Source organism: Pseudomonas sp. DR208 (assembly GCF_019823005.1).
Taxonomy (GTDB): Bacteria; Pseudomonadota; Gammaproteobacteria; order Pseudomonadales; family Pseudomonadaceae; genus Aquipseudomonas; species Aquipseudomonas extremorientalis.
In genome coordinates this window covers 5,071,051-5,097,055 of record NZ_CP081944.1, presented here as the reverse complement: position 1 = coordinate 5,097,055, position 26,005 = coordinate 5,071,051, and the positions used below count along the sequence as shown (strand labels likewise).

Genomic DNA, 26,005 nt, shown 5'->3' with positions numbered 1-26,005 from the left:
ATGAGCGACGAACGCTTCAGCGGCGACGAACAGGCCCACTACGCGCGGCATTTTCTGGTCAAGGGCTTTGGCCCCGAAGGCCAGGCCCGTCTCAAGGCTGGCAAGGTGCTGGTGGTGGGCGCTGGAGGGCTTGGCTGCCCCGCGCTGATGTACCTGGCGGCGGCCGGTGTCGGTCACATCGGCATTGTCGAGGATGACACCGTCGACGTCAGCAACCTGCATCGGCAGTTATTGTTCGGCGTTGGGGACATCGGCGCGCCCAAGGGAGCCGTGGCTCGGCAGAAGCTGCTCGATAACAACCCGCACATCGACATCCGGCATTTCGCCGAACGGCTCAGCCAAAGCAACGTACTGGCCTATGTGCAAGGCTATGACGTGATTGTCGACGCCACGGACAACTTCACCACCAAATATCTGCTCAACGATGCGTGCTACCTCGGTGGCAAACCCCTGGTGTATGCCTCGATCAGCCAGTTCGAGGGGCAGGTGGGTGTTTTCAACCTGACGGATGCCGAGGGGCGACGCTCGACCAACCTGCGCGATATCTTCCCTGAACCACCCCCGGCCGGCCTGGCGCAAAATTGCGGCGAGGCCGGTGTGCTGGGTGTGCTGCCGGGGATTGTCGGCTCGATCCAGGCGCTGGAGGCGATCAAGATCCTGGCCGGAGTGGGCGAGCCGGCGGCCAACCGCTTGATGTTGTTCGATGCCTTGAGCCTGCACCTGCGCCAGGTGTCTGTGCGTCACCGGGCGAGCAACCCCTTGAGCGGCGAGCGGCCTTCGATCCTCCAGCCCCGTGAAATTGAAGCGAGCTGTGCGGTGGCCGTCGGCGAGCGGTATGCCATTTCCCCTCTGGCGCTGGAGCGACGGTTGCGCAGTGATGTTCCCGTGCAATTGATCGATGTACGGGATGAGCACGAGCATCTGGCGATTTCCCTGGGCGGGATCAACATGCCCTTGAACCAGTTGCCACAGCGCCTGGCCCAGGCGGCGCCCGCCGTCGACACGGTGATCTACTGCAAAAGTGGTGTGCGCAGCTTGAAAGCCCTGAGCGCGATCAACGCCATAGTCGGTGACGGGCAATGCCGCAGCCTGACCGGAGGGCTGGATGCCTACCTGGCCGCCGGTTGCCTGGCGCGGTTGAGCCGTGACGGGGTGCCGCAATGAGTGGCTCGTCCCTCAATGGCCTGGGGCGCGATTTCTACCTCATCCAATGGGCGGCCTTCCTCAACGCCGTGGGCACGCGCTGTGGGCAGTTTGCGATCGCCTGGTGGGTGCTGGGCAAGACCGCGAATCCGCTGACCTTTGCAGGCTTTGTCGCGGTTGCGACCCTGGCGGATGTGCTGTCGCGTGCCCTGTTTGGCTGGTTGGGCGACCACTATGATCGCCATCGCCTGCTGGTGGGCTGTTACGTCCTCAGCGCAGCGACCACGCTGGTCCTGGCGGGCCTTGGCACACTGGACCTGTACCTGCCCTGGCTGATCGCCGGTTGCCTGGCCGTGTCGGGCGTTGCCATCGGCATCCGCGATCCGCTCCAGATGAGCCTGACGCCGGCCCTGGTCGCTACCCACAGGGTCAGCGATGCGGTGCGGCTGAGGAGCATCGTCGGTTCTTCGTCGGCGTTGATGGGACCATTGGCCGCCGGCATTCTACTGGGGCCGCTGGGGGGCTTGGGCACGCTCTGGCTCAACGCAGCGGCAGTGCTGGTGGCGTTGGTGCTGATCGGCATGGTCAGGACGCCTGCCGCCAACCCTGTGGGGGGCGCGCGACAGCTTTCCTACCTGACGGCCTGGTACACACGCACCCGTGAAGGCTTCACCGCTCTCTACCGGGTCAAGCCTGAATGGAACCTGAGCCTGCTGGCGTTCATCGTCAACTTTTCGTTGTACCCGCTGTTCGCCGTGCTGTTTCCGGTGTTGATCAACCGCTATTTTCCGCAGGACCTGTGGTTGATCGCCGTGACGGAAGGCGCTTTTGCAGTGGGGTTGCTGCTCGGCAGCCTGTTTCTGGTCAAGCGGGCCAACGGGCGCTGGGGCAGGCCCGGCGTCGTATTTGCCGGTTTCCTGCTGGTCGGGTTGGCGATGCTGGGCTGTGGACTTTTCAGTCAGTTTTTCCACGCCCGGCCCGGGTGGTTCGCCAGCGTCACCGTACCCCTGTTGTTCATCGGCGGGGTTGGCCTGGTCATGGTCACGGTCAACACATCGACGGTGCGCATGCTGGCCACGCCCGACAATTACCGCAACCGGATCGGTTCGGCGACCTCGTTTGTTTCCGGCATGGTCATTCCGTTTGGCGCGCTGGTAGGAGGGGCATTTTCCGGCGCGCTGGGCGTGAGCTACGCCATGGCCGCGTTGGGTTTGCTCATTGTCCTGGCCGTTGTCCCGTGCATGTTCAGTGCTGCCCTGGTGCGTGTCTTGGGCATGAGCGATGACCAGATCAAAAACGTCTACAAGGATTTTTACCCAGATGCTTTCCCGGACTGAAGGTGACGAACGATGACTGCCACGACCCGCAACGCTAACAATACGCCGACGGTACCGGCGGTTTTCTGGGAGCGTTTCGTCAGTCTCTCCCAGGACAAGTCCCTACCGGTGGTGATGGGGCAGGACGTACTGCGCGAGCCGCTCATGAACCTTGAGGACGTTTTTGAACTGGCGCGCAACGTGGTCGAGTCAGGCGACATGACCGTCAATGCGGACGGCCAGATGCTCAAGCAACCGGCAGTGCCCGGGTTTCCCCAGGCATTTGACGGGTTCGAGCAGTTTGTCCGGGACTTTGCCGCCCTCAATAACGCTGAGGGCATCACGTTCACCCGCGACTACTGCCTGAAGCATTCCAGTACCGTGGCCACCCGGTTGCGCGCATTCACTCACGGTTACATTGAGCGCTACGGCATGCCTTATCCGGGGGCCAACGCGGTCTTTATCGGTGGGCGCTACCGTTCCACATGGATCGGCCTGCATAACGATTCGTGCGATACCTTTTTGTTTCCGTTGTATGGCCGCAAACGCATGATGATCTGGCCGCCGGCGTATTTCGATGAAATGGCCCTGGAGAAAAAGTCTGCGTTGAATGGTGTGTGCTTCGGCCATATCGACGTCAGCCCCTATGTCGGCGATGCCACGATTTATGAGGTCGAGGCCGGTGAGATTTTCTTCATTCCCGCCGGTTGGTGGCACTACAACAAATTGGAGGCGTTGGAAACGACTCTCACCGTGTCGGTGGGCATGTTCAGTCACGGTACGGCGCAGGGCTTCTGTGAAAACCCGATCAAGGCAGCCATTGCCTCGAGCGCCGGTAGTGCCCAGACCGGCGCTATCACCCCTGTGCCCGGTGGCGTGTTCGACTCGTTGGCCGATGTAGAACTGCCGGTGCAGGTTGCCAGGTTTGTCGACACAATCCGGGATAACAGCAAAATCCAGATGCTGCTCAAGTTGTCTGCCAACGGGATTATTCGTGATCGCGCCGTGGGGCGCTCGGCCGTGGTGGATTGGTCGCAGGCCAGGTTCCAGGCAAGAGCCGATAGCCCGTTGTACCTGCTGGCACTGAATGAACAGGCAGGATTGCTGTTTGCGGCCGGGGCGATGTTGCGAGTGCAGGAGTTGAGTGCCGTGCGTGACTTGATCGGCGTATTGCAGGGGGCGGGGCCGGTGCGGGTGCAGGCCGATGGGGATGAGGTGCAAAACGTGGTGCGCTGGCTGTATGAGCAGGCTGCCATTGATACGTTTGCGTGACAGGCGGCTGGCGTAGCTGCTGACTTCAGCTACGCCGCTATAGCCTATATGTGGCCTTGGGCTACTGCATAGGTGACCGCCTGAACTCGATTGCAGGCCCCCATTTTCTTTTGAATGTTGCGCAAGTGGAAGTTCACCGCATCGGCGGTCACATTTAATATGCGGCCTATTTCTTCCGATGTTTTTCCATCAGCGGTCCAGCGCAGCACTTCTTTCTCTTTTTGTCCAAGTTCGATATCCAACGTATTGGCCAGCGCATCTTCCAGTTCGAAGATGCGGTAGCCAACGGTTTCGGAGAAAGCTTTGATTAACGGTTTGAGCGCTTCCCACTCGGGGTCTTGAATAGAGGTGTTTTTTCTGGCCAGGGAAAGTAACGCGATATAGCCACGGGCATTGAAAGAGGGTTGGGTGATGCCAACGTTTAGTTCGAAGGCTTTGGCATCTGTCCACAGTTGCGGACACGTCTCAAACAAGGCACTGCACCAGCGCACAGGCTCAGACGAGACTTTGCAATGGCGTATGGTCGGGTCAATGACCGTATAGTTCTGTTCTTTATATCGATGCAGCCATTGACCGGGGTAGTTGCCAAATACATGGATCTTCGGACGCGTGAAGGGCGTGGTTTCACACACGGAGTAGGAGAAGAATTCGAAGCCTAGTGTGTGGCTGAATAACGAGGCTGATTCAATAAATTCCTCAAGGGTTTGAGGTGTTTCAGCGCGCTGATTGAGTTGTCGTATCCATGACAAATACCGCTCCATATACCGAACTCTCCATTTTCGAAAAATGCAGGCTAGTATAGTTACATTTTGAAATATATGTAAGCAAGAAGGTCTCGCGACGGCGTCAATACAGTCGCGAGATCACTTCAGGCATTCATTAGTTGGGCAGGGTTTGCGGCACAGGCAATTAAAGGGCGAACTGCGCGAAGCTCACGCCAGCCCCGGCAGGGCGCACATCTTTCAAGAACGAGTCCTTGTCCGCGCTCAGCTCCAGGGTGATCTCAGGCTTGCGCTTGCCCGCATTGCGCACCACCAGGCCTTCGAGCTTTTCACGCAGGAACACTGTCGGCACCTTCAGGTGCAGCAACTGATCGGTCTCGGCGTTGTGCATCAACAGGTGGATCCACTCGTACTGGCCCACGGCAATCCGGCCCACCGGCAGGTCGAACCACCAGATGTTGCGCTTGCGGTCCAGGTCGGTGAAGTGGCAGTTGTTGACGCCGAGTACGGCACCGCCCAGTTCGGTGTTTCTGCGGGCGATGGCCTGTGCTTTATTGAGTTTCATAACCTTCCTACGGGATCTGTGCTTCAGCGTTACAGCCTGAATGTGCCGGGCATTCTCGTGGGTTGGCCGCAAAACATAAAGCCAAACCTGCGGTCGGCGATGAAATGCCTGACGAAAATAATTGAAACTCTGCCGAACGGCCCCGGGTCAATCTTTAGGTAATGACCAAAACCCTTTGATTGTTCTTTCGGAGAAATACCATGGGCAGCACAGCGGATAAGGCAAAAGGCTTGAAAGACGAGGCCGTCGGCAATATCAAGCAAGGCGTCGGCAAAGTCACCGGTAATGACAAACTGCGCGCTGAAGGCGTGGTGCAGGAAAAGAAAGGCCAGGTGGAAAAAGCCGTCGGCGATACCAAGGATGCGGTAAAAAAAGCGACCAAATAGGCCTGCTTTTGCGCAACCTGACGGCCATCCACGGATGGCCGTTTTTATGTCACATGGCGTGATTAAAGTTTCGAAATTGTTTCAAGGTCGCCAAATAGGCTACCTTGATGTAGAAAACGGCCCCTGAGTCGCCCACAAACTCAACCTTTATGCGGCGAAAGGAGACGCTATGATTTTTCCGGTTCTCGATGGTCTGAAGCTGCATAAAGTGCTGTTGCGTACCGTCAAGGAATTCGTCGATGACGAAATGCCCACCTACGCTTCGGCACTGGCCTACCAGATGCTGTTCTCGCTGTTCCCCTTCCTGCTGTTCCTGATTGCCCTGATCGGTTTCCTGCACCTGCCGGATTTCTTCACCTGGCTGCGCCTGCAATCGGAGCTGGTGTTGCCGCCCCAGGCCCTCGAGCAGGTCAACCCGGTGATCGACCAGTTGCAGCAATCCAAGGGTGGCCTGCTGTCGGTGGGTATCGTGATTGCGCTGTGGACCGCCTCGGCCGGTGTGCGCCTGATGATGAGCGCGATGAACGCCGCCTACGACGTGGTGGAAGGTCGGCCGATCTGGAAGCGCTTCCCGCTGTCGATTTTCTACACCGTCGGCATCGCCGGTATGTTGCTGGCCGCGGCCGCGCTGATGGTCCTGGGCCCGCAAGTGATGGAGTGGCTGGCCGGGCAGATCGGCATGCAGGAATTCGTTGTGACCCTGTGGACCATCCTGCGTTGGCCGTTGATCGTGATTTTGCTGATGTTCGCCGTGGCCCTCATGTACTACGTGATGCCGGACGTCGAGCAGAAATTCCGCTTCATCACCCCAGGCTCCGTGCTGGCGGTGGTGGTGTGGATCGTCGCGTCCCTGGGCTTTGGCTACTACGTCAAAACCTTCGCCGACTACAACGCAATGTATGGCAGTATCGGTGCGATCATCGTGCTGCTCCTGTATTTCTATATTTCCGCCGCCGTGCTGCTGCTGGGGGCGGAAATGAACGCGGTGATCGAACACATGTCCGCCGAAGGCAAGGACCCGGGTGAGAAGGAATTCGATCAGTCCGCGCCGCCTGTCGGCGAAAAACAGCACGTCTCCGGCCTCGGCCGGGACCACTCCAAGCCCACCCCTGACGAAGTCTGATCGATGATCCGTGAAATCCTGAAAATGGGCGACGAGCGCTTGCTGCGTATCGCGCCTCCGGTTCCGCCGGAAATGTTCGACAGCCCCGAGCTGTGGCAATTGATCGATGACATGTTCCAGACCATGGAACACGTGGGCGGCGTAGGCCTGGCCGCACCGCAGATCGGCGTGGACCTGCAATTGGTGATCTTCGGCTTCGAGGCCAGCGAACGTTACCCGGACGCGCCACCGGTGCCGCAGACGATCCTGATCAACCCGTTGATTACCCCCCTCAGCCCGGTGTTGGAAGAGGGGTACGAAGGTTGCCTGTCCGTACCCGGTATGCGTGGTGCAGTGAACCGCTATCAGCAGATTCGCTATGAAGGGTTTGATCCCAAGGGCGAGCCGATTGTGCGGTTTGCCGACGGTTTTCATGCGCGGGTGGTGCAGCATGAGTGCGATCACCTGATCGGCCGGTTGTACCCGTCGCGGATCACCGACTTCAGCAAGTTCGGGTTTATCGAGGTGATGTTCCCGGACATGGACCCCACCGCCGACGACTAACTCTCAGACATACTGAGATCACCCTGTGGGAGGGGGCCAAGCCTCCTCCCACAGGGTGACTGTATTTCAAGGCGGGTTATTGGGTCGGTTTGACGAACCGCAACGTCATCCGATCCGACTCGCCAATCGCCACATACTTCGCTTTGTCCTGCTCTCCCAATTTCAACGTCGGCGGCAACGTCCACACGCCCGCCGGGTAATCCTTGGTGTCCTTCGGGTTGGCATTCACCTCGCTCTGTCCCGCCAGCTTGAACCCGGCATCGGTCGCCAGCTTCACCACCTGGGCGGTGGTCAGGTAGCCGCTGTCCTTGATTGCCTGCAGATCCGCCCCGTCCTTGGCCCGGTGATCTTCCACACCCAGCACACCGCCCGGTTTCAGTACCCGGTAGAACGCACTGAAGGTGGCCGGCGCGGTGCCTGCCGCTACCCAGTTATGCACATTGCGAAACGTCAGCACCGCATCCGCCGAAGCGGGTTTGCCGAATACCGGCGCCTTGGGATCGAACTCCACCACCGAGGCCTTACCGTAGCGCGTAGGGTCGGCCGCGAATTTCTTCTTCAGGTTCTCTTCCGACGTGCGCGCGTAGGCGCTGCTGCTCGCGGCCTGCACGGCGGCGATGTAGTGCCCTTGATCCTTGAGCAACGGCGCCAGTACTTCGCTGTACCAGCCGCCGCCCGGGGTGATCTCGATCACGGTTTGCCTGGCGCCCAGGCCAAAAAACTCCAGGGTCTGTTGCGGGTGGCGATAGCCGTCGCGGGCACTGTTGGCCGGGTCGCGCCAACTGCCGGCCAGCACGCTTTGGTACTGCCGGGCGCTGATCGGTGCGTCGGCGGCCTGGCTCAAGGCCGGGGCGAGCAGGGCGGTGAGGGAGAGGGCTGCGAGCGTCGTTTTCATGATCATCCTGTAAAGGGCCATTGAGCCGCCGAGGCTAGCATGGGCCCTGTACATGCTGATCACACATTATCGGTGGTCGACCTCACCAAACGATCTAAGCCCATCGCGATCATCGGTTTGTTGCGCTTGTAGCGCACCAGCCGTTCGTTGAGCGACTGCGGCAGCAGCGTGTCCTGGGTGAAGCCCATGCGCCGGTACATCCCTTCCAGTTCCGGATGGCACAGCAACCACAACGTACCGTTCACATCGGCCGCAGCCGCCGTGATCAGCCGCGCCGCCAAGCCTTGGCCGCGATAGGCCGGGTCAACGAACACCCCGGTCAACCACTGCCCGCCAACCACGGGCGTGAGGCACAGGCCGGCGACAATCTCGCTGTCGCGCGCCACCCACAAGCGCCCGCCCTTGAGCGCTTTCATCGACGAATTGTGGCTGCGGTAAAACTTGTTCAGCAGGGGCCACAAGGGCTCGGCCAGCGGTTCGATGTGCAATGGGGGCATGGTCTTCAGGCAGCGTGATCAAGGGCCGGGGATTATAAACGCCTTGTGCGAGGCAATAGGTGGTATACCCATGACTGCATCCCCTTAAAGTGGAGTACGCATCATGGCCAAAGGTATGGATTCAAAGAAAGCCGCGAAGAAAAAACCGGCGAAGACCGCGGATGAAAAACGCGCCGACAAGAAAGCCAAGAAAACCGAGACAGGCCTGTTCGGTCACTGAGTTACAAGCTTATAGCCAAACGTTCTGCAAGATTTTCCCGCGCCATTGCACAGAGCAGGAAACACCTGCTCTGAGCTGCCGATGGCCCACTACCTTGATCCTGCCCAACGCCGGGAAATCGAAACCCTGGCCCAATGCTTTACCGCCAGAACCGAATGGCCGACCTGGCTGCTGTTGATCGGCGTATACGCCGGCTGGTTTGCCGTGATCCTTGGCAGTCACTGGCTGGGCCCGTGGTTGAGCACACTGCTGTTGATCCCGCTCGTGACGCTGTGGTTGTCGGTCCAACACGAACTGCTCCACGGCCATCCCACCCGTTCGCTGCTGCTCAATAAACTTCTCGGCTATGCACCCTTTGCCGTGTGGTACCCCTACACGTTGTACCGCGACAGCCACCTGCTGCACCACAACGACGAAGACTTGACCCTGCCGGGCATCGATCCGGAAAGCCGCTACCTCACCCAGCAGCAATGGGACCACAGCTCGCTGTTCGAACGCGGCGTGCATGGGGTGACCAAGACCGTGCTCGGCCGCTTCCTGCTTTCTGCCCCTTTGGCGATTGGCCGCCTGATCCGCCACGAATGCCAGCGCCTGCCCCAGGTATGGCCGATGTGGCTGGCCCACGGTGCCGTCACCGTGCTGATGTTGATATTCATCGCCCACTACAGCGCGCTGTCGGTGGGGCATTACCTGCTGCTGGTCAGCGTGCCGGCCTTGTCCCTGGCCTCGATCCGTTCCTACTATGAACACCGCCCGCACCCCCGGCCCGAGCAACGCAGCGTGCTCAACGAAGCGTCCTGGCCGTGGACCTGGCTGTTCCTCAATAACAACCTGCACCTGGTGCACCACGATTTGCCGAAACTGCCCTGGTACTTGCTGCCCACGGTCTACCGTGCCCGGCGTGAACAATGGATCGCACGCAGCGGCGGCTTCCTGGTGCAAGGCTACGGCCAGTTGATCGGCCGCCACGGGCTCAAGGCCATCGACAGCCCCCGGCACCCCTTTGCGTGAGAGAAGAGCATGAGTGAGCACTACGCCGAACTGCTGATGTATGTCGCGCCCGAGCCGATCCGGCAGGCCAACCAACAGTGGCTGGAGCGCATCCTTGAACACCTCGGACTGCGCCGTCTCAATGCCGATCATCTGGACTTGCCGGGCCTGTGGCTCGCCCCCGAATTGCTGGTGACCCAAACCTGCGGTTATCCACTGATGACCCAATTGCGCGGCCAGGTCCGCGTGATCGGTCGACCGCGCTATGAGCTGCCCCACAGCAGCCGGGGCGAACATTGCAGCCTGTTGCTGACCCGCGACGACAACCCGCGCCACCCTCTGGCGGACTTCTACAACAGCCGTGGCGTGATCAACGGCCACGACTCCAACAGCGGCATGAACCTATTGCGCGAACGCCTGGCGCCGCTGCAGCGCGACGGGCGTTTCTTCGCCAGTGTCGGCATCAGCGGCGCCCATCGCGAAAGCCTGCGCTGGCTGCGCGAAGACCGTGCCGACCTCGCCGCTATCGACAGCGTGACCTACGACTACCTCGCCCGCTTCGCGCCGCAAGAGGTGGCGGGGCTGCGCATCGTCACCCACAGTGCGCCGAGCCCGACCTTGCCCTACATCGGCCCGCCGGGCTTGAGTGATGAACAGGTGGTTCAGATCCGCCGGGCGATGAACCAGGCGTTGCAGGACTTACCCGAGGTGGCCGAGACACTGGGCTTGCATGAAGTATTCCCCGCCAGCGAAGACGACTACGCGGTGCTCTTGACCTACCAGGATCAGGCCGTCAACGTCGGCTATCCTGTACTTCAATAGAGTTATATAAAAATACCTTTTAAATATTATTAAAGAATAAGCAGCCTTGCTAGGATCGCTCCACCGGAACACCGGACATAACGTGCAACCCTCTCAAATGGAGCCACTATGTCCGGCGCCGACACTTCTCACAGCGATTACGTGGGCGGATTGTTCCGCAGTCATTACGACTGGCTGTGCAGCCGTTTGCACCGCCATCTCGATTCCCGCGCCCACGCCGAAGACATTGCCGCCGACACCTTCGTCCAGCTCCTGAGTGCGCCGGGTGTGGTGCCTATCCGCCAGCCCCGCGCCTTGCTCACCACCATCGCCCAGCGCCTGATGTACCAGTTGTGGCGTCGCCGTGATTTGGAGCGCGCCTACCTCGAAGCGCTCGACCATGACGAGACGTGCACCGCACCGTCTGCGGAGGCGCTGGCACAAATGCTCGAAGCCCTGCACGCCATCGACCAGTTGCTCGACGGCTTGCCGGCCAAGGTCAAGGCGACCTTTTTGCTTTCGCAACTCAATGGCCTGACCTACCCGGAAATCGCCGCCGAGCTGGGGATTTCCCAGCGTTCGGTCAGCGACTACATGACCCGCGCCTTCAACCGTTGCCTGCGGCTGTGCCTGGAATGAACGACGACCTGATCAACGACGCCACGCGCTGGTACGTGCTGCTGCGTTCCGGCCAGGCCACGGCGGGCGACTGGCAGCGCTACCAACTCTGGCGTGCCGCCGACCCACGCCATGACGCGTTGTGCCGGCAGTTGGAAACGCGCCTCGGCGTGTTCCAGATTCCCCAGGCACAAGGGGTCAGCGGCCAGCTGTTGCAGCAGGCATTGGACGCACCGTCCAGCCGTCGCCAGGTGTTACAGGTCGCGCTGGTCGGTGCTGGTGTGGCTGCCGGCGCGACTTGGTTGGCCAAGCCGCTGGGTGTGCCGTTGGCGGACCTCACGGCGGATATCCGCACCGGCACCGGCGAGCGCCGCACCGTCACGTTGGACGACGGCAGCGAGCTGTCGCTCAACGCGCAAAGCGCGGCGGATATTCAGTTCGACCCACAACGGCGCCTGGTGCGCCTGCGCGAAGGCGAGTTGCTGGCCAGGGTGGCTGGCGATCGCGTTCGGCCTTTTATGATCCAGACCGACCAGGCGCGTTTGCGTGCCTATGGCAACCGCCTCCTGGTGCGCGAGCGGGCAGGGCAGGGCCAGGTCGTGGCGCTGAACGGCGCGGTGGAAATCGACAGCCAGAACGGCGAGCGCCTGCAACTTGCCGCCGGCCATGAGGTGCACTACGACCGTGCCGGTTTCGGCCCGGTGCAGGCCAGCTCCTCCGGAGCCACGGCCTGGGTCGACGGCTTCCTGCAAGTGCGCGACCGCCCGCTGTCTGAAGTCATCGAGGCGCTGCGGCCTTACCACAATGGCCTGTTGCGCCTGGACCCCTCCGTGGCGGGACTGCGTGTCAGCGGCCTGTACCGCTTGGACAACCCCCAGCAAATCCTCGATACCCTGGCGCGCACCTTGCCGATCCACATCACTCGCCGCACCGGTTTGTGGGTGAACGTCAATGCCGCGTGACCTTGGTTCTATCGACATAACCAAACGATCTGCAAGTTTCCCCCCGGCCGTGCCACATCACTCCCGTAAGCGCTGCGGGGAGCAGCGTTCTCGAGTTTCCTTGGGGGGAGCCAAAGTGAGTCAGTTCAACCGTTTGCCGCGTCGAACCTTTGCCCTGGTGCCGTTGGCCAGTCTGTTTTTCACGTTCGCCGCCAGTGCCGAAGAGGCGCGCCAGGTCTACCATATTGCCCCTGGCCCGTTGGATGAAGTACTGCTCGATATCAGCCGGCAAAGCGGCCAAGTGATCTCGTTCACGCCACAGTTGGCAAACTATTCTTCGTCCAGCGTAGACGGTTCGCTGTCGGCGCAACAGGCCGTCGACGCCGCACTGAAGGGCACCGGCCTGCACGTCCAGGTCAGCCCGGACGGCGCGTTCATCATCAAGGAAAGCGCGAGCAACAACGCCATCCGCAACGTCAAGGCCCAGACCAGCGCCGCCCAGGCCCCGACCCTGGACCGCGTGGTCGCCATCGGCACCCGGCGCAGTGACGCCACGGCCCTCACCAGCGCCGCGCCGGTGGATGTGATCAACGCCGAAGAACTCAAGCAGACCGGCGCCACCAGCCTCAACCAGGCTTTGTTCCAATTGCTGCCGTCGTTCAACTTTCCGCAGAACCAGAGCGCCACCCGTGGCCAGAACCCCAAGGGCGCATCCCTGCGCGGGCTGGCCCCGGACCAGACGCTGGTGCTGATCAACGGCAAGCGCCGCCATGCTTCGGCGGTGGTGAACATCTCCGGTGGCGTGCCGTTCATTGGCGCGCAGCCGGTGGACCTGGACATGATCCCCATCAGCAGCATCGACCACGTCGAAGTGCTGCGCGATGGCGCCTCGGCGCAATACGGTTCGGATGCGGTGGCGGGCGTGGTCAACATCGTGCTCAAGGAGCGTGACAGCGGCGGCCAGGTCAACACCCAGCTGGGCAAATACGCCCAGGGCGACGGCTTCAGCAAGACCACCGATGGCTGGTACGGCCTGGGCTTGCCGGGGGATGGTTTCCTCACGCTGAGCTTCAACACCCTCAACAACAAACCCACCGACATTGGCGACAAATATGTCGCCGACGGCCAACTGCAAGACCCCCGCTGGGGCGGTGCCGGGCGCGATAAATTCAACCTGGCGGCGAATGCCGAAATCGGCCTGAACGACCAGTGGCGGCTCTACAGTTTCGCCACCTTCGGCCAGGACAAGTCGGTGAACAACACGCCGCCGCTGCTGGCCAACAACCCGAACAACGTGCCGGGCATCTACCCCAACGGCACCATTCCCAAGTACCGCTACCGCTATGAGGACGGTGCGCTGACCGTCGGCACCCGCTACGAAGACGAGACCCTCGGCCGCTTCGACCTCAGTGCCACCTACGGACGCGACCAGCACGATGAACTGGCCTTCAACACGGTCAACCCCAGCTACGGCTTGAACAGCCCGACCAAGTTCGACGTGGCCACCCTGGTCAACGAGCAGACCAACCTCGGCCTGGATTACGCCAAGGATCTGGACGTCAACTGGTCGAGCCATCCGCTGACCGTCTCGGCGGGCATTGCCTACCGCCATGAGCAATATCGGCTGGAAGAGGGCGACTACGAGTCTTACTCCTTTGGCGGCATCAACGGCGTGCAGGTCGGAGCGGTGCAAGCCTCCGGGCTCACGCCGGATGACGCCGGCACCTACAAGCGTGATGTCGGCGGTGTGTACTTCGGCCTCGAACATCAGCTCACCGATAAATTCCAGATCGGCCTGGCCGGGCGTACCGAGCACTACTCGGACTTCGGTTCGGCCACCACCGGCAAGCTCTCGGCGCGTTATGACTTCACCCCGCAGGTGGGCCTGCGCGCCACGGTGAACAACTCCTTCCGCGCACCGACCCTGGGCCAGATCGGCACGTCGTGGACCACCACCACCAACGTCGACATCAACGGCAACCCGGTGTTGACGCGCATGCTGCCCGCCGACAACCCGGCCGCCCGTGCCCTGGGCGCCGAGCCGCTCAAGCCCGAGAAGTCCACCAACTACTCCCTGGGCCTGGTGCTGCGGCCGGTCGAAAACGCGTCCCTGACCATTGACGCTTACCAGATTTCGATCCGTGACCGCCTGCTCTACAGCGGCGGCATTTCCGGGCCGCGCGCCGAACAGATCCTGCAGCAGGCCGGGTTTGGCCAGTACACCTGGGCGCAGTTCATGACCAATGCGGCCAATACGCGCACGCGGGGTGTCGACATCGTCGGCAAGTACAACCTGGACCTGGCGCAGTACGGCGCATTGAGCCTGTCGGCCGGTTACACCAGGGCGCGCACCACGATTGAGAAGGTCCACGAGAACCCCAACGGGTTCGACATCCTCACCCGCGAAGCCCGTGGTTTCCTCGAACACGGTTACCCCGAAGACAAGCTGGTGCTCGGCGCCACCCACCGCATCGGCGCCTGGACCATCGCCCTCAGCGAAACCCGCTACGGCGAGTACCGCAAATACGCCGCCAGCGCAGCCAACGCCCAGTACGACCAGACCTTCGCCGCGCAATGGAACACCGACCTGGACGTGAACTACGCGTTCACCCAGCAACTGCGCCTGTCGATCGGCGCCAACAACCTGTTCGACAGCAAACCCGACGACTTCAACACCCGCCTGCGCCAGACCCCGGGCCAGCAGTACAGCTACCTGTCGCCGTCGGCGCCGGAAGGGGCGTTCTACTACACGCGGCTCAGTTATGACTTTTAACGAACATCACCGCACAACTATGAGGTTGCCGATGAAGCATCTGAAGAAACTCCTGGGCGGCGGCCTGCTGGCTCTGAGCCTGCTGTCCCCAACCGTCCACGCCGCCGAAGCCGTCAAACCCATCCACTTCGGTGACATCACCTGGGAAAGCGGCAGCCTGATCACCGAGGTGCTGCGCCTGATCGTCGAGAAGGGCTACGGCTTGCCCACCGACACCCTGCCCGGCAGCACCGTGAGCCTGGAAGCCGCCCTGGCCAAGGACGATATCCAGGTGATCGGCGAAGAGTGGGCCGGGCGCAGTCCGGCGTGGGTCAAGGCGGAAAACGAGGGCAAGGTGTTCGGCCTGGGCGACACGGTCAAAGGCGCTACCGAAGGCTGGTGGGTGCCGGAGTTCGTGATCAAGGGCGATACGGCACGCGGTATCAAGCCCCTGGCGCCGGACCTGAAGTCGGTGGCCGACCTGCCGCGCTACAAGGATGTGTTCCGCGACCCCGAAGATCCGAGCCGTGGGCGCTTCCTCAACAGCCCCACCGGCTGGACCTCGGAGATCGTCAACAGCCAGAAACTCAAGGCCTACAAACTCACTGACAGCTTCGTCAACTTCCGCACCGGCTCCGGCGCGGCGCTGGATGCCGAAGTGGCCTCGTCGATCCGCCGTGGCAAGCCGGTGTTGTTCTACTACTGGTCGCCAACGCCGCTGCTGGGCCGGTTCAAGCTGGTCAAGCTGGAAGAGCCGCCGTTCAACGCTGATGCCTGGAAGACCCTGTCCGACGCGAAAAACCCCAACCCCATCGGCACCCGCTCGATGCCGGCACGCCTGGCGATTGGTGTGTCGGCGCCGTTCAAGGCGCAGTACCCGCAACTGGTGAGTGTGTTTGAAAAGGTCGACCTGCCGATTGATCTGCTCAACGGCATTCTCGGCGACATGAGCGAGAAACGCACGCCGCCCCGCCAGGTGGCTGAAGCGTTCCTCAAGGACCATCCAGACGTCTGGCAACAATGGGTGCCGGCGGATGTCGCGGCCAAGGTCAAGGGAGCGCTCTGATGCTTAAAGTCTTCGCTGCAGCTGTACTTTCGTTGATCGCCGGTCACGTGCTGGCGGCCGAGCCCTCCACCTTGCGCATCGGTTACCAGAAAAGCTCGGTGAGCATGGTGTTGGCCCGTGAGCACAAACTCTTCGAAGCGGCGCTGCCCGGCACGCAGGTGCAGTGGATCGAATTCCTCGGTGGCCCGCCGCTGATCGAAGCGCTGAATGGCGGCAGCCTGGACATCGGCAATATCGGCGACATCCCGCCGATCTTTGCCCAGGCCGCCGGCATCGACTTGCAATACTTCGCCGTCGAGCCCAACGAGGGCAAGACCGAGGCGGTGCTGGTGCCCAAGGCCAGTCCGGTGCAGAGCGTGGCTGAACTGAAGGGCAAGCGCGTGGCGCTGCTCAAGGGCTCCAGCGCGCACAACCTGTTCCTCAAAAGCCTGCTGCGCGCCGGCCTGCAATGGAAGGACGTGAACGTGGTGTACCTGTCGCCGTCCGATGGTCGTGCTGCGTTCGAGCAAGGCAAAGTCGATGCCTGGGTGGTGTGGGACCCGTACTACTCCGCCGCCGTGGTCGACGGCTCCGCCCGTGTGCTGGGTGACGGCCAGGGCCTCAACCCGGCCGGCAGTTTCTTTGTGGTCAGCAGCCCGTTTGCCAAGCAGTACCCGCAGTCCATCGGCACGATCATCCAGACCCTGGGCAAGGCGCAGCGCCTGTCCCTCGACAAGCCCGAAGAAAGCATCGCACTGATGGCCAAGACCCTGGGCCTGCAACCGGCGGTGGTGAAAAGCTACTTCGAACACCGCTCGCCCGCGCCGATCCGGCCGCTGCAAGCCTCGGACGTCGCGACCCAGCAACGCACGGCGGACCTGTTCTTCGCCAACGGCCTGATCCCGAAAAAGGTCGACGTGCAGCAAGCCGTCTTCAAGGCGCCATGAATGTGTGGTGAGCGGACTTGCCACAACCACAAAAGCCCTTAATCAGTGAGCAGACCATGCAACCGATCTACATCGATTTTCTCAACGGCCTCGACATCGACGAACTGGGTCTCTCCAACGATGAAATCCTTAGCGCCATCGAAGCCAGCCTGGCGATCCAGGGCCGTGGCGAGGCGGTGATCGAGCCGCGTACCCACCTGATTCCCGGTGGCGAGATCAACGGCCACTTCAACGTGCTGCGCGGTGTGCTTGGCGGCGCTATCGGTTATGCCGGGGTCAAGGTGGTAGGGGATTTTGTCGACAACTATCGCAAGGGCCTGCCCTCGGAACTGGCGATTCTCAACCTGCTGGACCCGGCCACCGGCATTCCCAGGGCCATCCTGGATGCCTCGGCGATCACCGATATGCGCACCGGCGCGGTCACGGCCATTGGCGCCAAATACCTGGCCCGGCCCGACAGTAAAGTGCTGGCGCATATCGGCGCGCGCGGCACGGCCTACTGGAACGTGCGCTTGCTGGATCACCTGTTCGACTTCGACGAAATCCGCGTGCACTCGCGCCGCAGTGAAAGCCGCGAGGCCTTTGCCGAAGGCCTGCGCCGGGACCTGGGTAAACCGGTGATCGTCACCGACGATTGGGAGTCCGCCGTGCGTGGCGCCGACATCGTCGTCGAGGCCTCGCGCCTGGACCAGCCCGAACCGCTGTTGCGCACCGAGTGGATCAAACCCGGCGCCTTCGTGGTGCCCTACGGCACCATGAGCGCGGTGGAACTGTCGCTCACCGACATCATGAGCAAGTTGGTGGTGGATGATTGGGGCCAGTGCAAGGGCGGTCTGTTCGGTTCGTTGCGTGCCCATGTCGATGCAGGAAAACTCAGCGCCGAGACCCTGCATGCCGAGTTGGGCCAGATCGTGGCCGGCTTGAAGAATGGCCGGGAAACCCCCGAGGAAACCATCCTGTTCTGGCATCGCGGGCTGAGCCTCAGTGATATCGCATTGGGCCATGCGCTGCTGGAGAAATCCAGGCGCCTGGGCATCGGCCAGCGGTTGCGCTGGGCATGATTCACTTCGACCCCCAAGGCTTGGTACTGGCGGATTTGCTGGCGATTGCGCGGCAGGATATACCGGCGGATTTCAGTCAATCGGCACGTCAACGTATCGACGAAGGCCATCGGCTGCTGGTGAAACTGGCGGCTGACGGCACGCCGATCTATGGCGTCAACACCGGCCTTGGCGCGGCGGTGGGTACGCCGGTGGCGCCGGTGCAGGCGAGCATTCCGTTGGGGCGTGCGGTGGGGGTGGGGCGGCTTGCCAATCGCCAGGAGTTGCGCGCCATCACCGCCACGCGCCTGGCCGGGTTGGCCCAGGGGCGCTCGGGGATTTCACCGGCAGCGGCGCAGGCATTGCTGGACCTGCTCAACTCAGGCGTCGAGCCCGAGGTGCCGTTGCTGGGTTCCCTGGGCGAAAGCGACCTGGCGCCGTTGTCGCACCTGAGCCTGGCGCTGACGGTGCCTTTGACCGGTAAGGATGGCTTGGCGCTGGTCTCGGCGAATGCCGCCAGCGTTGGGCTCGGTGCGTTGCTGGTGGCTGAGGCGCAGCAGGCGTTGGAGGCTGTGCTCGCGGCGCTGGCGTTGTCGTGTGAAGGCTACCGCGCCAATCTCAGTGCGTTCCAGCCATGGGCCTCACGCCTGCGCCCGGCCCCGGGGCAAACCGAGCAATCGGCGGCGCTGTTGCGCTTGCTGGCGGGGGGCGAGTTGGCGGACAGCCCACGTCGCCTGCAAGACCCACTGAGCTTTCGCTGCGCCACGGTGGTCCAGGGCGCGGCGCAGCAGGCGTTGCACCAGTTGCATGAGCTGATCGAACTGGAACTGCGCAGCGGCGCGGACAATCCGGCATTGATCAGCGAGGAAGCGCTGGTGTTGGCCACGGCGAATTTCGACAGCACGCATCTGGCGCTCGCCGCAGAAGGGCTGGGCCTGGCGCTGAATCGAGTGGCGGCGTGCGGTGCAGAACGCATCGCCAAGTTGCTCTCGCCTGGCTCCAGTGACTTGCCGCGCTTCCTGATCACTCAACCGGGTCATGTCGGCATGGCCGCGTTGCAGCGCACCAGTTCGGCGCTGGTCGCGGAAATCGGACACTTGGCCAATCCCCTGCCGGCGGTGAGCGTGCCGGTGGCGGATCGTGTCGAAGACTATGCGGGGCAGGCCTTGGCGGTGGTCGACAAGACCCGGCGGTTGGTCGAGCGGGTCGTGTGGCTGGTCAGCATCGAGCTGATCGTCGCGGCGCAGGCGGTGGACCTGCGGGGTGCGGTGCGATTGGGGCAGGGCTCCGGACAGATCCATGCCGAGGTGCGCAGCCAGGTGGCGCACCTGGATCAGGATCGCTCGGGCTCGGTGGATGTGTTGGCGCTGAGCCGCTTCATCTCAACTCATGGGTTTTCAGCGGCCAATGCGGCAACCACCGCAGGTCGCTCACCCACCCGTTGCTGAAACGCCGCCAGCGCCGGCCACCGGCCCAGGTCAATTGCGTGAAACGCGGCCCAGCGCAGCACCACGAACAGGTAGGCATCCGCCACCGAGTAGTGCGACCCCAGCAGGTAATCCTGGCGCTCCAGCGTTTGCACCAGCACCGCGAAACGCTTGAAGAGTGTGGCCTCGAACAGCGCGCGCACGTCGCCCTGGATCGCGTCGTTGAAGAACACCGCCAGGCCGCCATGAATCTCGGTGGCGATAAAATTCAGCCATTCCTGCAAACGCACCCGCTCCCAGCTGCCATTGGCAGGGGCCAGGCCAGCGGCGGGTTTCAGGTCGGCGAGGTATTGCAGGATCGCGCTGGCTTCGGTCAGTACCTGGCCGTTGTCCAGTTTCAGGGCGGCGACGTAGCCCTTGGGGTTGATCTGCAGGAAGTCCTCGCCCTCGGCGGTGATCTTGGCCTGGTTATCGACCAGCACCAGGTCGAACGGCAACGCCAATTCGCGCAACACGATATGCGGGGCGAGGGAACAGGCGTAAGGGAAGAAATACAGTTTCATCTGGGGCAGCTCCGTTGAATTTGCGCCAGTCTCGCGGGCGTGGCACCGTGCGTAAAATTAAACCTTCAGACCCCTGCCATAAGGACAGCTACTGCCATGATGAACCTGATGCACTGGCGCCTGCTGGTGGCCGTGGCCGATCACGGCAGCATCACCGCCGCCGCCGAGCGGGTAGGCATGACCCAGTCCGCTGCCAGCCAGGCCATGGCCGGCATGGAGGCGACGTTGGGCGCGCAACTGTTCACCCGTGAACCGCGCAAGACCTTGCCTACGGCGTTGGGCTTGAGTGTGATCGAACAGGCGCGGGTGATGCTCGGTGCCTTGCAGGCGATCCGCAGCACTGTGGACGAAGCCAGGCCCATGCTGCGGGGGACGATTCGCATCGCCAGTTTCCCGAGGGTGCTGGCGACGTTTCTGACACCTGCGTTGCAGCGTTTTGCGCAGCTCTATCCCGGCATCGAGGTCACCACCCTGGATGTCACCGACAACGAAGTACTCACCCTGCTCGACACCGGCCTCATCGACCTGGGCGTGGTGCTCAACCCCGCGCCCGAGCGCAATGCCACCGTGTTGGGCCGTGACTTATGGATGGCCGTGCTGCCAGCGAACCATGCCCTGGCGCAACGCCCGGCTGATGCGTGTGTGTCGCTTGAGGAGTTACTGGAGCAGCCTTTCGTGCTGGCCACCGGTGGCTGTACCGCCAATGCGCGCAGCCTGGGGGCCGCAGCGGGGCTGACCCTGCGGGATATCCGCGTGGAAGTGCGCGAATGGAACAGTGCCTTCAGCCTGGTGCGCGAGGGGGTTGGTGTCACGCTGGTGCCGGAAATGGCCCTGCCTATCCAGCGTAAGGGGCTGCGGGTGATGGCACTGAAGATGCCGCTGCACCGTGAATTTGCCTTGGTCGGTACGCCAAATCGTCCACCTTCAGCCGCCGCCCGTGCATTGTTAGAAATGCTGGCTGACTAGTGGCTTGCAGAGTGCCAAGCCCTGTCTATGCTCATCCAGAACCGTTGATGACGCTTGGTATATAAAGCGATTTGGATGGTTTGCGACTGTATTCGATCCGTGAATGGAATGCGCCCCGCCAGGCGCTGGTAATTGAAGGGTGATCCGAACATGTTCAACCTCCACCACAAATCCGACCTGCAGCAAATCGAACGTTTCTCCTGCGCGCTGTCCGAATCCAACGCCAAGCTCGCCGCCATCAGCCGTTCCATGGCCATGATCGAATTCGACCCTGGCGGCGTGATCCTCGACGCCAATGACAACTTCTGCAAAACCATGGGCTACAGCGTTGAAGACATCCGCGGCAAACACCACCGCATCTTTTGCGACGAGGCTTACACCCACACCGACGCCTACGCCAAGCTATGGCACGACCTGGCGCGGGGCGAGGCGCTCAGCGGCACCTTCATGCGCTTGAACAAGCACGGTCAGGAAGTGTGGCTCGAAGCCAGCTACATGCCGGTGCTGGACAAGGACAATCACGTGCAGAGCGTGATCAAGGTCGCTTCGGATATTTCCGCGCGGGTTCACCATGAACATGAAAACCAGAGCCTGATCGATGCCATTAGCCGTTCCATGGCGGTGATCGAGTTCACTCCCCAGGGCCAGATCCTCAACGCCAACGAAAACTTCCTGAAAACCGTGCAGTACTCCCTGGATGAAATCGTCGGCCAGCACCACAGCCTGTTCTGCCATCGCTGTGACGTCGAGTCGCCAGCCTACAAGGCGTTCTGGGCGTCCCTGAACCGCGGCGAGTACCACTCGCACCGTTTCGAGCGCAAAGACAAATACGGCAAGACATTGTTCCTGGAGGCGTCCTACAACCCGATCTTCGACGCCAGCGGGCGCCTGTACAAAGTGGTGAAGTTCGCCAGCGACATTACCGACCAGGTCACCACCCTGCGCAACGCCGCCGACTCGGCTCACGCGACGTCAGTGCAAAACGATGTCTGCGCGCGCAAGGGCTCGGAGGTGGTGCAGCAGACCGTGCAGATCATTGAAGAAATTTCCAACGACCTGAACCAGGCGGCGCAGAGCATTGATGCGGTGAACAAGCAATCGGACATCATCGGCAGCATTGTGCAGACCATCCGCAGTATTGCCGAACAGACCAATATGCTCGCGCTCAATGCGGCGATTGAAGCGGCGCGGGCGGGCGAGCATGGGCGCGGCTTTGCGGTGGTGGCCGATGAAGTGCGCAGCCTCGCGGCACGGACCAGCCAGGCGACGGTGGAGATTGTCGATGTGGTGCGCAAGAACCACGACCTGTCGCTGAGCGCGGTGTCGAGCATGCAGTCGAGCTTGAGCCGCACGGGGCTGGGGGTGGAACTGGCGAATGAGGCGGGGCAGGTGATCCTGGAAATCCAGGAAGGGTCACGGCATGTGGTGGATGCGATCGGGCAGTTCAACTCGACATTGCAACTGCAATAGCCTGCAGGAGCGCGTTCGCTCCCGCAGGGGCGGATGGCGTCAGATCGCAGCCAGGGTTTCTTTGACTGTCTGCGCCTGCGGCTCAGCGGTTTTCGCCGCTACTTGCTGTTCTTGCTGCTGCTTCAGGCGTTCAGCCACCTGTTTGGAAATAGCGTCCTGCTTTTCCTGGGACATGTTCTGCACATCCGCCTCGGTCAAACCCTGCTCCTTGAGCAATTGCTCGCGGATACGCTCGGCCGGGGATTTGCTCATGTAGTCCGTGAACTCGGCACGTGCGCCGGAGGTGGCGCTGGTAGCCGGCACATCCGAGGTCGCCGCGCTGGTCTGCAACTGCACACGGGTCTTGGCGAAGGCTTCGTCGATGCGGTCGGCGGCCTTGTCCAGTTCCTTCTGCGCGGCCGGCACGGTCAAGCTTTGCTGCGCGGCCTGCAGGGCACCGCTGTACAGCGCGCTGGCGGCGGCGTTGGCGGGGTCCATGTCGGGCCGTTTGATCTGTTGAACGGTCGACACGGCTTGGGTGTTGTTGTTAACCAGCATGATCGGTCACCTGTGGAAATGTGCGGTGCCACAGGTGGAGCAAATAGCGTGCCGGGCGTGAAGTGCCCGGTTTTATTGGGGATGGCGTGGCCGGCGCGGCAAGGGTTGTCCTGCCGGCGGCCAGCCGTTGCCGTCAATGGGCGATGTTTTCCAAAGCTGGTTCGGCATACTGGCAGCTTCGGGCTGCGTTTGATCCCTATTTAAATGGATATCGAAGGCAAAACGTTTTAAGGTCTAACTTTAGACAGAAACATCAAAAACATATTTAACTTCGACTTCTTTTCCGCCACGGTTTGAGGTGAATGTTACGGATCCAGTGACATGTTGGGTGTTCGGAATATAATCGATGTGGTAGGAGCCTGTATCGGACCAGTAGAAACTACCATTTCCGCTGGCGTCCGAAAAGTTGTAAGTGGACCAAGGGCGTATGCCAGCCCCGGGGAATGTTCCGTTCGATTCTCCTGGAACTTTGTCGACAATCAAACTAATAATGGCTTCTTCTCCATTGGGCCATTTTATAATGCATTCCACGATATTGTATTGTTCTGTCTGTGACAGAAAGACCCTGTCTGTTGTGAAACTGCCTTGAGGCGACTCGGAGACCCGGAAGTGTCCAGTGGCCTTTGGCGTTTTATTGGTTATGAAGCTCGGGGGGATTGGCTTCGTATTTGCGGTCATGGCGAGTTTCTTCCTGTTTGAGTTAGAGGGTTCTATCTCTTTTTAGAGATGGATTGAGTGTAAATGGGCGCGTTATTTTGTCTACTGTAAAGGTTGACAGTAGATTCGTTGCGGTGAGCGAGGTAGGGTTCGGTGTTTGACTTTTATACTGGAGAGATGTGGCAATTTTAGACTTGGGTCTATTTGAATTTCATATAAGAGCTCTAATAGCTGCTCGTGTTCCAGAGTTGGGTGAGGCATGGCAGTTGTTTCGATAGTGTCGGGGTTTGCTACATCCAGACGGGATCACTATAAAACTGCCCTACGAACGAGGAGGGACGTGCCATCGACATTGACCCCCCGCCGAACGCTACCTTGATCAGTGGGCGATATTTTCCAGCGCCAGGTTCCGCGTACGCGGCCCGAACCAACTGATGGTGATCATCACGATCAGCATGCTGCTGGCAATGAATGCCAGTACCCCAGGCGTGCCCAGATGCTCGAGGATAAAACCGATCAACAAGCTGCTGAACACCGTGGACAAACGGCTGAACGAGTAACAGAAACCCACCGCCCGTGCGCGGATGTTGGTGGGGAACAGCTCACTCTGATAGGAGTGGTAGCTGAAGCTCAGCCAGGCGTTGCAGAAGGTGATCATCACCCCGCAGATCACCAGACCCACCGCCGTGGTTTGCAGGGCGAACAGGCTGCCGAAGATCATCGCGCCCAGCGCCGATCCGACGATTTGCCATTTGTTTTCAAAGCGATTGGCCACCTTCACGAACAGCAGCGGCCCCAACGGGTAGGCGAGGGTGATGATGAAGGCGTAGAGCAAACTGTGGGTCACGCTGACGCCCTGGCCGGACAGCAACGCCGGCAACCAATTGCCGAAGCCGAAGAAACCGATGGCCTGGAACACATGAAACACGATCAGCATCAACGCGCGGCGGCGGTACGGCGGTTGCCAGATATCGGCAAAGCGGCCACTGCCTTGCACGCTGACGGCTTGCGGCTCGGGTTCGTCCAGCGGTTTGCCGTGGTCTTTCTGGCAGCGTGCTTCCAGGTTGTCCATGATCGTCCCCGCTTCTGCGAAGCGGCCCTTTTGCGCAAGCCAGCGCGGTGACTCTGGCAGGCGCTTGCGCAGTTGCCAGATAAACAGCGCAAACACCGCACTGCTCAGCACCACCCAGCGCCAGCCCGACACGCCGAACGGCGCTTGCGGCACCAACCACCACGACATCAATGCCACCGCCGGCACCGACAGAAACTGGATGAAAAACGCAAAGGCAAACGCCGAGCTGCGCATGCGCTTGGGCACCAGTTCCGAGAGGTAGGCGTCGATGGTCACCAGTTCGATACCCAGGCCGATCCCCACCAGGAAACGCATGCCGATGATGCCCAGCGCTGACGTTTGAAGCCCCATCAACACGGTAGCGACGGTGTACCAGATCAACGCAAAGATGAAGATCGCCCGGCGGCCGAAGCGGTCGGCGATGGGGCTTAGCAGGCTGGCGCCAAGGAACAGACCGAGAAAGGTCGCCGAGGCGAAGGCGGCCTGATCCGAGAAGCCGAATACACCCTCGCTGCCGGTGTGGAAAATCCCGTCGCTGATCAGGCCGGGGCTGATGTAGGCGGTCTGGAACAGGTCATACAGCTCGAAAAAACCACCGATGGACAGCAGCGCGACCAGGCGCCAGACGGTGGCGACGGCGGGCAGGCGGTCAATGCGTGCGCTGATGTGGGCGGCGCGGATCGGGTCGATGCCGTCGGTGCTAGAGAGTACGGGCATGGGAAAACTCAATAAGTGATCGGAATCTCGACTGTTTGAAACGCGCCATCCTGGGGATGCTTTCTCTCGCAGCGTGCTCAGTTATGGCCGTCGAGGGCAAAGGTTTTGAAGCCGGAGCGCTGGCTGAGGCGCTGGTAATACGCTTGCACCGCAGGATAGTCGGGATGCGCCAGTGGGGCGTTGCGCCAGCGGTGCACCGAGAGGCCGATGAGGATGTCGGCCAGGGTGAACTCATCGCCCGCGACGTAGGCGTCGGTCTTGAGCAACTGCTGTTCGAGCAGGCCCATCTTGTCATTCCACGCTTGCACGCCAGCCTGGATGCGCTGCGGGTCCTGGTAGTCCGGGTTCTGGCGCACCAGCGCATGGAACGCATAGCCCCACGACGGATTGAGTTCGGTGGCTTGCCAGTCCATCCATTGCTCGACGCGCGCCCGTGGCGCGGGTTCGGCTGGGAGCAGGTCGTGGCGTTGGTAGAGGCCGACGAGGTAGCGGCAGATGGTGTTGGACTCCCACAGCACGCCGTGGTCGTCGATCAGCACCGGCACCTGGGCGTTGGGGTTCAGGGCGAGGAACTCAGCGGATTGAGTGGGCTTGAAGCCGACGCCCCAGTCTTCGCGCTGGTAGTCGATGCCCAGTTCCTGGCAGGTCCAGAGTACTTTGCGCACGTTGATGGAAGAGGTGCGGCCCAAGATTTTCAGTGAGTGTCCCATGGTGCTTCCCTGGCATTTGGAGAAGGCTCAATCTAGCAGGGGTGATAGCAATGTGGGAGGGGGTTTGCCC

The 26,005-nt window shown here is 61.5% G+C and carries 26 protein-coding genes and 1 pseudogene; 18 read left to right on the top strand and 9 right to left on the bottom strand.

Features of this window, described 5'->3' with window-relative positions; all coding sequences use genetic code 11:
* Genes K5K89_RS22910 through K5K89_RS22900 form a run of 3 tightly spaced genes read left to right on the top strand, consistent with a single transcriptional unit; the run spans window position 1 to window position 3,731 of the window.
* Window positions 1-1,164, top strand: coding sequence for a ThiF family adenylyltransferase (locus K5K89_RS22910; RefSeq protein ID WP_071489458.1), 1,164 nt, complete (start codon window positions 1-3; stop codon window positions 1,162-1,164).
* A complete protein-coding gene (locus K5K89_RS22905) occupies window positions 1,161-2,480 on the top strand; it encodes an MFS transporter (protein WP_222540324.1) in 1,320 nt (439 codons plus the stop codon). Before K5K89_RS22910 ends, K5K89_RS22905 begins: the two co-directional genes overlap by 4 nt.
* A gap of 12 nt (window positions 2,481-2,492) precedes the next feature.
* Complete coding sequence (locus K5K89_RS22900) at window positions 2,493-3,731, top strand: cupin-like domain-containing protein (protein WP_222540323.1); 1,239 nt, start codon at window positions 2,493-2,495, stop codon at window positions 3,729-3,731.
* A 44-nt stretch (window positions 3,732-3,775) separates the two neighbouring features.
* Here the strand turns inward: K5K89_RS22900 and K5K89_RS22895 are convergent, their stop codons facing one another.
* Both K5K89_RS22895 and K5K89_RS22890 read right to left on the bottom strand, forming a co-directional pair.
* Window positions 3,776-4,492 carry an autoinducer binding domain-containing protein gene (locus tag K5K89_RS22895; RefSeq protein ID WP_222540322.1) on the bottom strand — a complete coding sequence of 239 codons (717 nt, stop codon included), beginning with the start codon at window positions 4,490-4,492 and terminating at the stop codon, window positions 3,776-3,778.
* 148 nt (window positions 4,493-4,640) lie between these two features.
* Window positions 4,641-5,018 carry a hypothetical protein gene (locus K5K89_RS22890; RefSeq protein ID WP_016973105.1) on the bottom strand — a complete coding sequence of 126 codons (378 nt, stop codon included), beginning with the start codon at window positions 5,016-5,018 and terminating at the stop codon, window positions 4,641-4,643.
* Between the two features lie 200 nt (window positions 5,019-5,218).
* On the opposite strand from K5K89_RS22890, the gene K5K89_RS22885 reads away from it, so the two are divergent.
* The 3 genes from K5K89_RS22885 (at window position 5,219) to def (ending at window position 7,070) form a co-directional block, all read left to right on the top strand.
* Window positions 5,219-5,404: a CsbD family protein gene (locus K5K89_RS22885; protein ID WP_016973106.1), complete on the top strand. Its 186-nt coding sequence runs from the start codon at window positions 5,219-5,221 to the stop codon at window positions 5,402-5,404.
* Window positions 5,405-5,573: 169 nt separating this feature from the next.
* Window positions 5,574-6,527, top strand: a complete 954-nt coding sequence (locus K5K89_RS22880) for a YihY/virulence factor BrkB family protein (protein WP_058423207.1) — start codon at window positions 5,574-5,576, stop codon at window positions 6,525-6,527.
* 3 nt (window positions 6,528-6,530) lie between these two features.
* Window positions 6,531-7,070: a peptide deformylase gene (gene def, locus K5K89_RS22875; RefSeq protein WP_092247002.1), complete on the top strand. Its 540-nt coding sequence runs from the start codon at window positions 6,531-6,533 to the stop codon at window positions 7,068-7,070.
* A 76-nt stretch (window positions 7,071-7,146) separates the two neighbouring features.
* On the opposite strand, the gene K5K89_RS22870 is transcribed toward def, so the two are convergent.
* Both K5K89_RS22870 and K5K89_RS22865 read right to left on the bottom strand, forming a co-directional pair.
* Window positions 7,147-7,965, bottom strand: coding sequence for a class I SAM-dependent methyltransferase (locus K5K89_RS22870; protein WP_102592894.1), 819 nt, complete (start codon window positions 7,963-7,965; stop codon window positions 7,147-7,149).
* A 59-nt stretch (window positions 7,966-8,024) separates the two neighbouring features.
* Window positions 8,025-8,462, bottom strand: coding sequence for a GNAT family N-acetyltransferase (locus tag K5K89_RS22865; protein WP_071489464.1), 438 nt, complete (start codon window positions 8,460-8,462; stop codon window positions 8,025-8,027).
* 301 nt (window positions 8,463-8,763) lie between these two features.
* Between K5K89_RS22865 and K5K89_RS22860 the strand changes: the two genes are divergently transcribed.
* The 9 genes from K5K89_RS22860 (at window position 8,764) to K5K89_RS22820 (ending at window position 19,264) form a co-directional block, all read left to right on the top strand.
* On the top strand, window positions 8,764-9,693 hold the full coding sequence (locus tag K5K89_RS22860; protein WP_093125349.1) for a fatty acid desaturase: 930 nt from the start codon (window positions 8,764-8,766) through the stop codon (window positions 9,691-9,693).
* Between the two features lie 9 nt (window positions 9,694-9,702).
* Window positions 9,703-10,494 (top strand): phosphate/phosphite/phosphonate ABC transporter substrate-binding protein, encoded by a 792-nt coding sequence (locus K5K89_RS22855; protein ID WP_071489466.1) that lies wholly within the window; start codon window positions 9,703-9,705, stop codon window positions 10,492-10,494.
* A 108-nt stretch (window positions 10,495-10,602) separates the two neighbouring features.
* Window positions 10,603-11,112: a sigma-70 family RNA polymerase sigma factor gene (locus K5K89_RS22850; protein WP_071489467.1), complete on the top strand. Its 510-nt coding sequence runs from the start codon at window positions 10,603-10,605 to the stop codon at window positions 11,110-11,112.
* Window positions 11,109-12,053, top strand: coding sequence for a FecR domain-containing protein (locus K5K89_RS22845; RefSeq protein ID WP_222540321.1), 945 nt, complete (start codon window positions 11,109-11,111; stop codon window positions 12,051-12,053). The genes K5K89_RS22850 and K5K89_RS22845 overlap by 4 nt, the downstream gene beginning before the upstream one ends.
* A gap of 115 nt (window positions 12,054-12,168) precedes the next feature.
* Window positions 12,169-14,805 carry a TonB-dependent receptor plug domain-containing protein gene (locus tag K5K89_RS22840; RefSeq protein WP_222540320.1) on the top strand — a complete coding sequence of 879 codons (2,637 nt, stop codon included), beginning with the start codon at window positions 12,169-12,171 and terminating at the stop codon, window positions 14,803-14,805.
* Between the two features lie 31 nt (window positions 14,806-14,836).
* Window positions 14,837-15,850, top strand: coding sequence for an ABC transporter substrate-binding protein (locus K5K89_RS22835; protein WP_071489470.1), 1,014 nt, complete (start codon window positions 14,837-14,839; stop codon window positions 15,848-15,850).
* Window positions 15,850-16,776 (top strand): aliphatic sulfonate ABC transporter substrate-binding protein, encoded by a 927-nt coding sequence (locus K5K89_RS22830; RefSeq protein ID WP_092247027.1) that lies wholly within the window; start codon window positions 15,850-15,852, stop codon window positions 16,774-16,776. Before K5K89_RS22835 ends, K5K89_RS22830 begins: the two co-directional genes overlap by 1 nt.
* 56 nt (window positions 16,777-16,832) lie before the next feature.
* On the top strand, window positions 16,833-17,837 hold the full coding sequence (locus K5K89_RS22825) for an ornithine cyclodeaminase family protein (RefSeq protein ID WP_222540319.1): 1,005 nt from the start codon (window positions 16,833-16,835) through the stop codon (window positions 17,835-17,837).
* Window positions 17,834-19,264: an aromatic amino acid lyase gene (locus K5K89_RS22820; protein WP_222540318.1), complete on the top strand. Its 1,431-nt coding sequence runs from the start codon at window positions 17,834-17,836 to the stop codon at window positions 19,262-19,264. The genes K5K89_RS22825 and K5K89_RS22820 overlap by 4 nt, the downstream gene beginning before the upstream one ends.
* On the opposite strand, the gene gstA is transcribed toward K5K89_RS22820, so the two are convergent.
* Complete coding sequence (gene gstA / locus K5K89_RS22815) at window positions 19,204-19,806, bottom strand: glutathione transferase GstA (RefSeq protein ID WP_071489474.1); 603 nt, start codon at window positions 19,804-19,806, stop codon at window positions 19,204-19,206. The two genes, K5K89_RS22820 and gstA, sit on opposite strands and share 61 nt — an antisense overlap.
* A gap of 96 nt (window positions 19,807-19,902) precedes the next feature.
* Between gstA and K5K89_RS22810 the strand changes: the two genes are divergently transcribed.
* The 3 genes and pseudogenes from K5K89_RS22810 to K5K89_RS29055 all read left to right on the top strand — a co-directional run bounded on the left by K5K89_RS22810 (window position 19,903) and on the right by K5K89_RS29055 (window position 22,242).
* Window positions 19,903-20,772, top strand: coding sequence for a LysR family transcriptional regulator (locus tag K5K89_RS22810; RefSeq protein WP_071489475.1), 870 nt, complete (start codon window positions 19,903-19,905; stop codon window positions 20,770-20,772).
* Window positions 20,773-20,922: 150 nt separating this feature from the next.
* Window positions 20,923-21,699: pseudogene (locus K5K89_RS29060) on the top strand (PAS domain-containing protein); the annotation flags it as partial.
* A complete protein-coding gene (locus K5K89_RS29055) occupies window positions 21,673-22,242 on the top strand; it encodes a methyl-accepting chemotaxis protein (RefSeq protein ID WP_371322067.1) in 570 nt (189 codons plus the stop codon). The pseudogene K5K89_RS29060 and the gene K5K89_RS29055, both read left to right, overlap by 27 nt.
* 39 nt (window positions 22,243-22,281) lie before the next feature.
* On the opposite strand, the gene K5K89_RS22800 is transcribed toward K5K89_RS29055, so the two are convergent.
* From K5K89_RS22800 to K5K89_RS22785, 4 genes are all read right to left on the bottom strand, one after another.
* Complete coding sequence (locus K5K89_RS22800; RefSeq protein WP_222540317.1) at window positions 22,282-22,779, bottom strand: hypothetical protein; 498 nt, start codon at window positions 22,777-22,779, stop codon at window positions 22,282-22,284.
* A 240-nt stretch (window positions 22,780-23,019) separates the two neighbouring features.
* Window positions 23,020-23,457: a hypothetical protein gene (locus K5K89_RS22795; RefSeq protein ID WP_222540316.1), complete on the bottom strand. Its 438-nt coding sequence runs from the start codon at window positions 23,455-23,457 to the stop codon at window positions 23,020-23,022.
* Between the two features lie 358 nt (window positions 23,458-23,815).
* Entirely contained in the window at window positions 23,816-25,225 is a 1,410-nt protein-coding gene (locus K5K89_RS22790; RefSeq protein WP_222540315.1) for an MFS transporter, read from the bottom strand.
* Between the two features lie 77 nt (window positions 25,226-25,302).
* Window positions 25,303-25,935 carry a glutathione S-transferase family protein gene (locus K5K89_RS22785; protein ID WP_222540314.1) on the bottom strand — a complete coding sequence of 211 codons (633 nt, stop codon included), beginning with the start codon at window positions 25,933-25,935 and terminating at the stop codon, window positions 25,303-25,305.
* Window positions 25,936-26,005 lie beyond the last annotated feature (70 nt).